This is a genomic window from Kribbella sp. NPDC049174 (assembly GCF_043197365.1).
In the GTDB taxonomy this organism is placed as follows: domain Bacteria; phylum Actinomycetota; class Actinomycetes; order Propionibacteriales; family Kribbellaceae; genus Kribbella.
Window position 1 is genome coordinate 159639 of sequence record NZ_JBICSZ010000008.1, and the last position, 11370, is coordinate 171008.

11 protein-coding genes are annotated in these 11370 nt (G+C 69.0%); all 11 read left to right on the forward strand.

Annotation, left to right across the window (positions count from 1 at the left end; translation table 11 throughout):
• Positions 1–329: 329 nt before the first annotated feature.
• The 11 genes from ACGFIF_RS32805 (at position 330) to ACGFIF_RS32855 (ending at position 11358) form a co-directional block, all read left to right on the forward strand.
• Complete coding sequence (locus ACGFIF_RS32805; RefSeq protein WP_393159964.1) at positions 330–1196, forward strand: ABC transporter permease; 867 nt, start codon at positions 330–332, stop codon at positions 1194–1196.
• 16 nt (positions 1197–1212) lie between these two features.
• Complete coding sequence (locus ACGFIF_RS32810; RefSeq protein ID WP_393159965.1) at positions 1213–2001, forward strand: ABC transporter ATP-binding protein; 789 nt, start codon at positions 1213–1215, stop codon at positions 1999–2001.
• A 2-nt stretch (positions 2002–2003) separates the two neighbouring features.
• Positions 2004–3110 (forward strand): glycosyltransferase family 4 protein, encoded by a 1107-nt coding sequence (locus ACGFIF_RS32815; RefSeq protein WP_393159966.1) that lies wholly within the window; start codon positions 2004–2006, stop codon positions 3108–3110.
• Positions 3107–4429: a glycosyltransferase gene (locus tag ACGFIF_RS32820; protein ID WP_393159967.1), complete on the forward strand. Its 1323-nt coding sequence runs from the start codon at positions 3107–3109 to the stop codon at positions 4427–4429. The genes ACGFIF_RS32815 and ACGFIF_RS32820 overlap by 4 nt, the downstream gene beginning before the upstream one ends.
• Positions 4426–5148, forward strand: a complete 723-nt coding sequence (locus ACGFIF_RS32825; RefSeq protein WP_393159968.1) for a hypothetical protein — start codon at positions 4426–4428, stop codon at positions 5146–5148. Before ACGFIF_RS32820 ends, ACGFIF_RS32825 begins: the two co-directional genes overlap by 4 nt.
• A gap of 4 nt (positions 5149–5152) precedes the next feature.
• Positions 5153–6340, forward strand: a complete 1188-nt coding sequence (locus ACGFIF_RS32830) for a hypothetical protein (protein WP_393159969.1) — start codon at positions 5153–5155, stop codon at positions 6338–6340.
• A complete protein-coding gene (locus tag ACGFIF_RS32835; protein WP_393159970.1) occupies positions 6337–6948 on the forward strand; it encodes an acyltransferase in 612 nt (203 codons plus the stop codon). The genes ACGFIF_RS32830 and ACGFIF_RS32835 overlap by 4 nt, the downstream gene beginning before the upstream one ends.
• The gene (locus ACGFIF_RS32840) at positions 6945–8036 is read left to right on the forward strand and encodes a DegT/DnrJ/EryC1/StrS family aminotransferase (RefSeq protein ID WP_393160224.1); all 1092 of its coding nucleotides are present in this window, start codon (positions 6945–6947) and stop codon (positions 8034–8036) included. The genes ACGFIF_RS32835 and ACGFIF_RS32840 overlap by 4 nt, the downstream gene beginning before the upstream one ends.
• A 1-nt stretch (position 8037) precedes the next feature.
• Positions 8038–9045 (forward strand): Gfo/Idh/MocA family protein, encoded by a 1008-nt coding sequence (locus ACGFIF_RS32845; protein ID WP_393159971.1) that lies wholly within the window; start codon positions 8038–8040, stop codon positions 9043–9045.
• On the forward strand, positions 9042–10106 hold the full coding sequence (gene wecB / locus ACGFIF_RS32850; protein WP_393159972.1) for a non-hydrolyzing UDP-N-acetylglucosamine 2-epimerase: 1065 nt from the start codon (positions 9042–9044) through the stop codon (positions 10104–10106). The genes ACGFIF_RS32845 and wecB overlap by 4 nt, the downstream gene beginning before the upstream one ends.
• A 94-nt stretch (positions 10107–10200) precedes the next feature.
• Entirely contained in the window at positions 10201–11358 is a 1158-nt protein-coding gene (locus ACGFIF_RS32855) for an acyltransferase family protein (protein ID WP_393159973.1), read from the forward strand.
• Positions 11359–11370: the final 12 nt, after the last annotated feature.

An 11370-nucleotide genomic window follows, 5' to 3' on the forward strand; every position in this document is an offset into this window, starting at 1 on the left:
ACCCCGCTCGTGGCAACTTCCGCCCGGCGCCGGGCGTCGTACCCAGCGGGCGTGAAACCGTTCGCGTTTTCGTGCTCTGGCAGGCGTTTTGGCCGGTGACGGCTGTCAAATGTATATTCCAGATAACGATCGGCGAAGGGCGAATCTTCGGGGCAATGCACGACGTTTGGTAGCCGTCTGTACGTCGTTGCTCACTATGGAGGACCACTGTGTCGTCGGTATTGACGCCGATCCGCTACTCTGCTTCCCGGTCTGCGTGGCCCGCCGTCGTACCGGGCGGCAGCCGCCGAGCCCCAGTCGGATACCGGGCAAAGAGAGGCGTCGCCTGAATGAACGCGACTAGCGTCGACGAGGAGTTCAACCCGTCGGTGCATGTGTACGAACCGCACAAGGTCGGCCTGCCGGCGCTGCGTCCCTACTTCAAGGCGCTGTGGCAACGCCGGGAGTTCGCGGCCGAGATGTCCCGGACGAACATCCGGGCGGCCAACACGAACACCTTCTTCGGTCAGGTGTGGCTGGTCCTGAACCCGCTGCTGCTGGCGGGTGTGTACTACCTGCTGGTCGACATCATCGCGGGCGGTGCGAGCAAGACCGACGGCGCGGAGCGGTTCGCCCACATGTGTGGCGGACTGTTCGCCTTCTACTACTTCTCCGGCGCGATGACCGCCGGAGCGGCCAGCGTGGTCGGCGGCGGCAAGCTGCTGATGAACCAGTCGTTCCCGCGGATGCTGCTGCCGCTGTCCGCGGTGCGGACGGCGTTCTTCCGCTTCCTGCCTACCCTGGTCGTGTACTTCGCCATCCACCTGCTGATGCGTCAGCCGCTGCACTGGGAGATGCTGCTCGCGCCGGTCTTCCTGGTCTTCCTGACGATCTTCGCGGCCGGGATGGGCATGATCTTCGCCGCCCTGCAGGTGTACTTCCGGGACACCACGAGCTTCCTGCCGTACTTCGTCCGGATCTGGCTGTACCTGTCTCCGGTGCTCTGGTTCGCCGAGGACGCGCCGGCCAAGTTCAAGGGCTTCATCCAGTACAACCCGCTGTACACACTGCTCGGCGGCTGGACCGACCTGCTGGTCCGCGGTGACTTCCCGGAGTGGCAGATGTGGGCCGGTGCGGCGTTCTGGGCGGTCGTGGCCTTCGTCGTCGGCGCCTTGTTCTTCATGTCGAGGGAGCGTGAGTTCGTTGTCCGTCTCTGAGGCAGAGAAGAAGCCCATGCAGAAGACCACGTCGGGTATGCCGGCCGTCAAGGTGCAGGACGTGTCCATCACCTACCGGACCACGTTCGAGCGGGTGCCGACCTTCAAGAGCGCCCTGGTCCGGTTCGGCCGCGGCGAGCGGGCGGTCCGCGAGGTCAAGGCGGTCCAGAACGTCTCCTTCGACGTCGACCACGGCACCACCATCGGCATCATCGGCGCCAACGGCGCCGGCAAGTCGACGCTGATGCGCGCGATCGCCGGCATCCTGCCGCCGACCTCGGGCCGGATCGAGGTGCACGGCCGGGTCTCCACCCTGCTGTCCCTCGGTGTCGGCTTCAACGCCGCGCTGTCCGGCCGGGAGAACGTCGTCCTGGGTGGTCTGGCCGCGGGCCTGAGCCGCAAGGAGATCCAGGCCCGGTACGAGGAGATCGCCGAGTTCGCCGAGCTCGGCGACTTCATGGAGATGCCGATGCGGACGTACTCGTCCGGCATGTTCAGCCGGCTGGCGTTCTCGGTCGCCGTCCACATGGACCCCGACATCCTGCTGATCGACGAAGCGCTGTCGGCCGGTGACGCGTCGTTCAAGACCAAGGCCGCGGCCAAGATGAAGGATCTGGTCACCAACAGCCGGACGATGTTCCTGGTCAGCCACGCGATGAGCAGCGTCCGGGATCTGTGCAACGACTGCATCTGGCTGCACAAGGGCAAGGTGATGATGCGCGGCGAGCCCGACGAGGTGATCGCGGCGTACACCAAGTTCCTCCAGGTCGGTGAAAAGGAATCCGTCTCTCTCGAGGACCTCTGACCATGCCCAATTCCGGGTCACGCAGTACGGCGCCGGACGTGGGGATCATCACGACCGGTCACGACGTCGCCGACGCGCGCCTGCACAAGATCACCGCGGCTCTGCAGCACCGAGGCCTGAGCGTCGAGCTCTGGGGTCTGGGTGAGGTGGACGGGGGTCCGGCCGGTGCGGACATCCACGCCGGTCCGCGGGGCAACCTGGTCCAGCGGCTGGCCCGAACCGCGGTGCTGCCGTGGCGGACCAACGCCAAGGTGGTGATGACGGTCGACCCGGACATGATCCCGGTCACCCGCCTGGTCACCACCCTGCGCCGCCGCAAGATGGTCGCCGACGTGCACGAGGACTACGACCGGTTGCTTGCCGACCGGGCCTGGGCGAAGGGGCCGGCCGGTCTGCCGGCCCGGCTGATCGTCCGGGCCAGCTCCAAGCTGGCTGCCGGCGCCGACCTGACCGTCGTCGCCGACTCGCATCTCGCCCCGCACGAGGCGAAGCGCCGGCTGGTCGTGCAGAACTTTCCCTACATCCCGTTCCTGGCCCCGACGCCGCCCTCGGGCACGCCGCGGGCCGTGTACGTCGGGGACCTGCGAGCCAGCCGTGGTCTGTTCGACATGGTCGAGACCGTCGCCGCGGCGTCGGATTGGTCACTCGACCTGGTCGGCCCGGTCGCACCCTCGGACCGGGACCAGCTCGAGGCCCGGATCGGGCAGCCCGACCTGGCCGGCCGGGTCCGGCTGCACGGGCGCCAGCCACCCGCTGACGCCTGGCGGATCACCCAGGGTGCCTGGGCCAGCCTGGCCATGCTCCAGCCGACTCCGGCCTTCGTCGAGGCGATGCCGTCCAAGATCTACGAGTACCTCGCCAGCGGTCTTCCCGTCCTCTCCACCCGGCTGCCCCGGCAGACGAGGGTGATCGAGGAGTCCGGTGGCGGAGTCCTGGTGGACTCGGTGACGGAGGCGGCCGAGACGCTGCGGCGCTGGTCCGCGGATCCCGGGGAGCTGGAGAAACTGCGCGACCACGCGCTTCAGTGGGCGACCGACCATCTGCCCGCGACCACGCCGTACGACGAACTGGCCGACGCGATTCTCGACCTGCTAAGAGGACATGCATGACCGACCGCCCACATCTGTTGTACGTCGCCTGGGGCTTCCCGCCCTGCCGAGGCGGCGGTGTCTACCGGGCCCTGGCCACGGCCAACCGGTTCGCCGCGCTCGGCTGGAAGGTGACCGTGCTGACGGCCGAACGCGAGACCTTCCATCGGTTCACCGGTGCCGACCTGACCCTGGAGGAGCGGGTCGACCCGTCGGTCGACGTCGTCCGGGTGCCGTTCGAGTGGCCGATCCTCGAGGCCGACCTGCGTAAGTGGTCCAAGGCCCGCGCTTCGAACCCGAAGCTGTGGAGCAAGTGGCGGACCAAGCAGGACCAGATCCCGTTCCCGGAGACCGGGTACGGGCCGTGGCGCTCGATCATCGAGAAGGCCGCCGAGCGGATCCACCAGGCGCACAAGGTCGACCTCACCGTCGCCACCGCGAACCCGCACGTCGCGTTCACCGCGGCATACCACCTGCACAAGAAGCACAGCGTGCCGTACGTGATGGACTACCGCGACGCGTGGCTGCTGGACGTCTTCACCGGTGACCGGCTGCACGAGCCGAACAGCCGGGCCGCCAAGTGGGAGAAGAAGCTGGTCGAGTCGGCCCGCGAAGTGTGGTTCGTGAACGACCCGATCAAGGAGTGGCACGAGAAGCTCTACCCGGCCCAGGCCGGCAGGATGCACACCGTTGCCAACGGCTTCGACCCGGATCTGGTCCCGGACACGCAGGACCGCGGCCCGGTGACCGACCGCCCGCTGGTGTTCGGGTACGTCGGCACGGTGTCGCCGAAGGTCCCGCTGGCCGAGTTCGTCGAGGGCTGGCAGATCGCCCGCTCGTCGTCGGAGGAGATGGCCGGCGCGAAGGCCAAGATCCACGGCTACCTCGGGTACTACGCCCAGCCGCGGGCCGACATGCTCGCGACGATCAACAACGCCAAGGACGACGGGGTCAGCTACGAGGGCCCGGTCGGCAAGGCGGAGATCGCCAAGGCGTACGACGAGTTCGACGTCCAGCTGCTGATGCTGGGCAAGGGTCGCTACGTGACCAGCGGCAAGGTCTTCGAGTACCTCGCGACCGGGTTGCCGGTGGTGTCGGTGCACGACCCGGAGAACGCGGCGTCCGACGTACTGCGGGGGCACCCGTTGTGGTTCCCGGTGACCGAGGTGACGGCGGAGGCGATCGCGGCCGCGCTGATCGAGGCGGCGCACGCGGCCCGGACGGCCGACGAGGGGATCCGGGCCAAGGCGCGGGAGTTCGGTGCGTCGTACCGGCGGGATCTGCAGCTGGATCCTCGGATCGAGTCGCTTGCTGCTTCGGTGCAGGGGGTCAACGCGTGAAGAACGTCGTACTGCTGAGCACGCGCCGGCTTCCCCCGGCGTACTTCGACACCGTCCGCGAGGACCTGGGTGACCCCAACGTCACCCTTGACGTCGTCGGCTGGGTCGCCCCGGCCGGACCGGTCGCGGACAAGGTCAACAGCTTCACCCTGATCGGCCCAGGCCGCATGCCGGTCGCCCCCACCCCGGAGCCCGTCGAGGAAGCCGACCCCACCGAAGAAGCTCCCGACGCCGTGATCGCACCCGAGGCTGTCGCGGGGCCGGAAGCTGTCACCGCTGACGAAGCTGAAGTTGCTCCTGCAGCAGCTGAAGTCTCTGATGCCGGTCCTGCTCCCGAGCCGCAGCCCGCACCTGCCCCGAAGCCCAAGCCCACCGGAGCCAAGCGGGTGGTGAAGGCTGTGCAGTGGCGGTACCGGCGGGCTCGGAAGGTTGCCGGGCGGATCTTGCCTAAGGCAATTAAGACGTCGGCGCCGGTGAAGTTCCTGCGGGGGAACCGGGCCAGCAAGGATCTCGGCAAGACCTACTGGGGCCGGATCCTGACCCGTCGCGACGTGCTGACCACGATCGAGAAGGCCGACGTCGTCGTCGCCCTGGACGCCGGTGCGATCTGGGCCGGCTGGAACCTCGGTCAGCGCCGGGCCGGCACCCCGGTGGTGCTCGGTATCCCGGCCGCCCGCCGCGAGCTGGACATGCTGAAGGCACCGGCAGGTAATGGGTGATTCGATGACGGTGTCGCGTTCGATCCGCGAGCACCTGCCGGCGCCACTCGCCCGGACCGCGGGAGCGGTCCGGCGGCGTCTGCGCGGCTTGCGGTACTCGTACGCACAGCTGCCGGCGTTCCCGCCGGTGGCGACGACCCCGGTGCGGATGCTGGTCGGACCGACCAACTCCGCCGGTCAGGGCTACGCCTGGGCACAGGCTGCCCGGACCGTGCCCGGGGTCAGCGCCGTCTCGTTCTCCCTGCACCGCAAGGGGCAGTTCCAGTTCCGGACCGACTACGGCGTCCCGCTCGCGTGGTTCGGCCAGCCTCGCTGGCAGCGCGCGCAGGAGCAGCACGTCGTCGGTTCCTACACCCACGTCCTGGTGGAGTCGCTGCGGCCGATCTTCGGCGCGCGCGGTTTCCCGGACGCGTCCGCCGACATCGAGGCGCTGCGCGCGGCCGGTATCAACGTCGGTGTGCTCTTCCACGGCTCCGACATCCGGCTGCCCAGCCGGCACGCGAAGCGCGAGCGCTGGTCGCCGTTCACCCCGGGTGACGAACTGACCGAGCGGCTGGAGTCGCAGGCCCGCCGGCACGCCGAGCTGGTCGAGAGCCTCGGCCTGCCGGTCTTCGTGTCCACGGTCGACCTGCTGGACGACGTACCTGATGCACAGTGGTTGCCGGTCGCGATCGACCCCACTCCGTGGCGGGACGCGGCCCGTCCGTTGTTCACCGGCGAGCGTCCGGTCGTCGTACACGTTCCGTCGAACGCGCAGCTCAAGGGCACCGACCGGATCGACACGGTCCTGACCGAGCTGCACGACCGCGGCGTACTGGAGTACCGGCGCATCACCGGAGTACCGCACAACGGGATGCCGGCCGTCATCGGTGACGCCGACATCGTTGTAGACCAGCTCAGAATCGGCCTGTACGGCGTGGCGGCGGCCGAGGCACTCGCCGCCGGGCGGATCGTCGTCTCGTACGTCGGTGACGCCGTGCGCCGGCGGGTGCGTACTCTGACTGGGCGAGAGGTGCCGATCGTGGAGGCAGACCCGGACACGCTGGGTGATGTCGTCACCGGCCTGATCGCTGATCGTGACGCCGCCGCCGAGCGGGCGGCCGCCGGCCCCGGCTACGTGGCGGAGCTGCACGACGGAAGCCGCTCGGCCGAAGCACTCACCAGCTGGCTCACTTCGAAGGAGACCTTGTGACGTCCCGCATCGCAGCATCCGCTGACGTCGACGACAGCGCCCAGATCGGCGACGGTTCGTCGGTCTGGCACCTGGCCCAGATCCGCGAGAACGCGGTCCTGGGAGAGAACTGCATCGTCGGTCGCGGTGCCTATGTCGGGACCGGGGTCCGGATGGGCGACAACTGCAAGATCCAGAACTACGCGCTGGTCTACGAGCCGGCCACGCTCGAGGACGGCGTGTTCATCGGCCCGGCCGTGGTGCTGACCAACGACTACTTCCCGCGGGCGGTCAACCCGGACGGTTCGCCGAAGAGCGGGCACGACTGGGAGCCGGTCGGGGTGACCATGAAGCAGGGCTGCTCACTCGGTGCCCGCAGCGTCTGCGTGGCACCGGTCACCATCGGCCGCTGGGCCACCGTCGCCGCGGGTGCGGTGGTGACCAAGGACGTGCCAGACTTCGCGCTGGTCGCCGGGGTTCCGGCCCGCCGGATCAAGTGGGTCGGCAAGGCCGGCGTTCCACTGCTCGCTGTCGGGGACGGCGAGTGGAAGTGCCCGAACACGGGCGAGATGTACATCGAAACCGACGGACGGCTGCGGCCGGCCGGTGAAGACATGGAGGAGAACTGATGGTGCAGCCGATTCCGGCCGCGAAGCCGATCATCGGGAAGGAGGAGCGCGAAGCCGTCGACCGTGTGATGCAGTCCGGGATGCTGGCCCAGGGCCCCGAGGTGGCGGCGTTCGAGCAGGAGTTCGGCGCAGCGCTGGTCTCCGGCCGGGCGTGCGTCGCGACCAACTCGGGCACGTCGGGTCTCCACCTCGGCCTGCTGGCCGCGGGCGTCGGCCCCGGTGACGAGGTCATCGTGCCGTCCTTCACCTTCGCCGCGACCGCGAACAGCGTCGCGCTGACCGGCGCCACCCCGGTGTTCGCCGACATCGAGCCGACGTACTTCTGCCTGGACCCGGCCGCGGTCGAGGCCGCGATCACCGAGAAGACCAAGGCCGTCATGCCGGTGCACCTGTTCGGTCACCCGGCGAACATGACCGCGCTGCAGGCGATCGCCGACAGGCACGGCATCCAGATCTACGAGGACGCCGCGCAGGCGCACGGCGCGACCTGGAACGGCGCTCCGGTCGGCACCTTCGGCGAGTTCGCCATGTTCAGTCTCTACCCGACCAAGAACATGACGTCCGGTGAGGGCGGCATGAACTCGGTCGCGAACGCCGACCTCGAGCGCCGGATGCGGCTCTTCCGCAACCAGGGCATGCTCAAGCAGTACGAGAACGAGGTCGTCGGCCTGAACAACCGGATGACCGACCTGCACGCCGCGATCGGCCGGGTGCAGCTGGGCAAGCTGGCCGGCTGGACCAAGCAGCGGCAGGAGAACGCGGCCTTCCTGGACGCGAACCTGCAGGGTGTCGCGGTACCGGCGGTGGCCACCGAGGCGACCCACGTGTACCACCAGTACACGATCCGGGTGACCGAGGACCGCGACGGTTTCGCCGACGCGCTGCGCAACGAGTACGGCGTCGGCTGCGGTGTCTACTACCCGATCCCGAACCACCGGCTGCCCTCGTTCAAGCGTGAGCTGGACCTGCCGGAGACCGAGAAGGCCGCGGCCGAGGTGCTCTCGCTGCCGGTCCACCCCTCGCTGTCCGAGGAAGACCTGAACCGGATCGTGGCCGCGGTGAACACCGTGGCGAAGGCTGGTGCGTGAGATGGCGAACCTGAAAGCCGGACTGATCGGCCTGGGCATGATGGGGCGGCACCACGCCCGCGTGCTCGCCTCCCTCGAGGGCGTCGACCTGGTCGCCGTCGCCGACCCGGGCGGTGACAAGTTCGGCGTGGCCGCCGGTCGCCCGGTGCACGAGACCATCGAGCAGTTGATTGCCGAAGGCATCGACTACTGCATGGTCGCGGTCCCGACCCAGTACCACGCCGAGATCGCGAAGGCGCTGGCCGAGGCCGGCGTGCACGCGATGATCGAGAAGCCGCTGGCCGGGTCCTCGGCCGAGGCGACCGAGATCGCGAAGGCGTTCGAGGCCGCCGGTGTGGTCGGCGCGGTGGGTCACATCGAGCGGTACAACCCGGCGCTGCAGGCGCTCCGGGTGCGCCTCGAGGCGGGCGAGCTGGGCGACATCTACCAGATCACCACCCGTCGCCAGGGCCCGTTCCCGTCCCGGATCGCCGACGTCGGCGTGGTGCTCGACCTGGCCACCCACGACATCGACCTGACCGCCTGGGTGACCCAGTCGCCGTTCGTCACGGTGTCCGCGCAGAGCGCGCACAAGAGCGGCCGGCAGTACGAGGACCTGATCGCGGTGACCGGCAAGCTGGCCGACGGCACCGTGACCAGCCACCTGGTCAACTGGCTGTCCCCGATGAAGGAGCGGCTCACCGTTGTCACCGGCGAGAAGGGCGCGTTCATCGCCGACACGCTGACGGCCGACCTGTCCTTCCACGCCAACGGCACGGTCGCCACCGCATGGGACGACGTCGCGCACTTCCGCGGTGTCAGCGAGGGCGACATGATCCGCTACGCGATCAGCAAGCCCGAGCCGCTGCGCACCGAGCACGAGGCGTTCCGGGACGCGGTGCTGGGCAAGGAAGCCGACATCGTCACGCTGCAGCAGGGTCTGACCACCGTCCGGGTGGCCGAGGCCGTGATCCAGTCCGCCGCCGAGGACCGCACCATCAAGGTCGCCGGGGAGTCCGCCGAGTCATGAAGGTCCTGAGCGTCGTCGGGGCACGGCCGCAGTTCGTCAAGCTGGCACCGGTGGCGGAGGCGTTCGCCGCCACCGACCACCAGCACGTGATCGTGCACACCGGCCAGCACTACGACAAGAACATGTCCGACGTGTTCTTCGCCGACCTGCGGATCCCGGACCCGGACGTCCACCTCGGTGTCGGGTCCGGCAGCCACGGGGTCCAGACCGGCTCGATGCTGTCCGCGATGGACGCCGTACTGGACGAGCACCAGCCCGACTGGGTGCTCGTGTACGGCGACACCAACTCGACGCTGGCCGGGACGCTGTCGGCGGTGAAGATGCACCTGCCGGTGGCGCACCTGGAGGCCGGGCTGCGGTCGTTCAACCGGCGGATGCCGGAGGAGCACAACCGGGTCCTGACCGACCACGCGGCCGACATCCTGCTGGCCCCGACCCAGGTGGCCATGGACCACCTGGCGAACGAGGGCCTGACGGAGCGGGCGCGGCTGGTCGGCGACGTGATGACGGACGTGTGCTTCCGGGTCCGCGACGCGGTCCTTGACAAGGCCCTGGTCAAGCCGCTGGACGTTCCCTTCAAGTCTGGCGAGTACGTCGTCTCGACCATCCACCGGGCCGAGAACACCGACGACCCGGAGCGACTGGCCGCGATCGTCGAGGGGCTCGCCGCGGCCGGTACGCCGGTGCTGCTGCTCGCACACCCGCGGCTGGTCGCCAAGTGCGCCGAGCACGGGATCAAGCTGGAGCGTCCGGACGGGTCGCTGCACGTCCGGGAGCCGCTGGCCTACCCGGAGATGGTCGCGGCCGTGCTCGGCTCGGCCGGTGTGGTCACCGACTCCGGCGGCCTGCAGAAGGAAGCCTTCCTGCTCGGCCGGGTCTGCACCACGCTGCGCACCGAGACCGAATGGGTCGAGACCCTCGAGGACGGCTGGAACGTCCTCACCTCCGACGTGAGCAAGCTGCCCGAGCTGGCCGCCCGGCCGGTGCCGGCAGCAGACCGCCCCATGCCCTACGGAGACGGCCAGGCCGCCGGCCGCGTCGTCGCCGCCCTAGCGGAGTAACTACGTGACCAAAGCCGCCGAAGAACAGAGCCAGCCGCCCTCCCCGGGCTCTCCGGGGCCGGCGGCTTCGGCCGTTACCTCCAACGACGGGGCGGTGGCGACCGACAGCGGTACGCCGCCGCCGGGCGCGCCGGTCAGCGCGTTCCCGGGAGAGTCCGGAGCGCCGCCGGCCGAACCGCGCAAGCGGCTGCCGCGAGTGGAGTCGCTCACCGGTTTGCGCTGGTGGGCGGCGTTCTTCGTTTTCGCCCACCACATGACCAACCTGGCGCCGCTGCCGATCTACAAGTTCCTGAAGTACGGGACGTCCGGGGTGACGTTCTTCTTCGTGCTGTCCGGTTTCGTGCTGACCTGGTCGGCCCAGCCGGGGACGAAGATCCGCACCTTCTACCGGCGCCGGTTCGCCCGGATCTGGCCGCTGTACTTCCTCACCCTGGTCGCGGCGATCTTCGTGTTCTACCGGTTCGAGCCGCCGACCGGGATGTCGTGGATCAAGCCGGTCTCGGTCACCGTGCTGGTGCTGTCGGGCTTCCTGCTGCAGGGCTGGTCGAACAACCCGACCATCCTGTACGGCGGTAACCCGGCCGGCTGGACGCTGTCGGTGGAGGCGTTCTTCTACGCGTACTTCCCGTTCGTCTGGCGGGCCACGAAGAGGCTGAAGCCGGCCGGCGGCCTGATCCTGTGTGTCTCGGTGATCGTCCTCGGTGGGGCCTATCGACTGGCGCTCTTCCACTACCGGGACGTCGTTCCGGTGTTACCGCAGCCGGTCCTGCACTCGGTCGCGTTCCTGTTCGGGATCGGCCTGGCGATCGCGCTGCGGTCCGGCTGGAAGCCGCGGATCCCGGTCTGGTTCGCGTTCCTGGTCACCTCCGGCGGCCTCTACACCCTGTACTACTCCGGTGAGCACCCGACCCAGGTGCCGTTCGCGATCACCATGGGCCTGTGCCAGAAGGAGGTCCTGACGCTGCTGTACGGCTTCCTGATCTTCGCCGTCGCGTCCCGGGACATCCGGGGCGGCCGGTCCTGGCTGCGCAGCAAGCCGCTGGTCGCCCTCGGCCAGTGGTCGTACGCCTTCTACCTGGTGCACGCCACCATCCTGTACGCGATCAAGGAGTACCACGGTGTGGCCGGCCCGATCGGCTGGTCCAACCTGACCTGGTACGCCGGTGTCTGCGCCATCTCGATCCTCGCTTCGTGGCTGCTGTACAAGTTCGTCGAGCACCCGCTGGAACGGAAGCTGCGAGGCCCCCGATGAAGAATCACTACC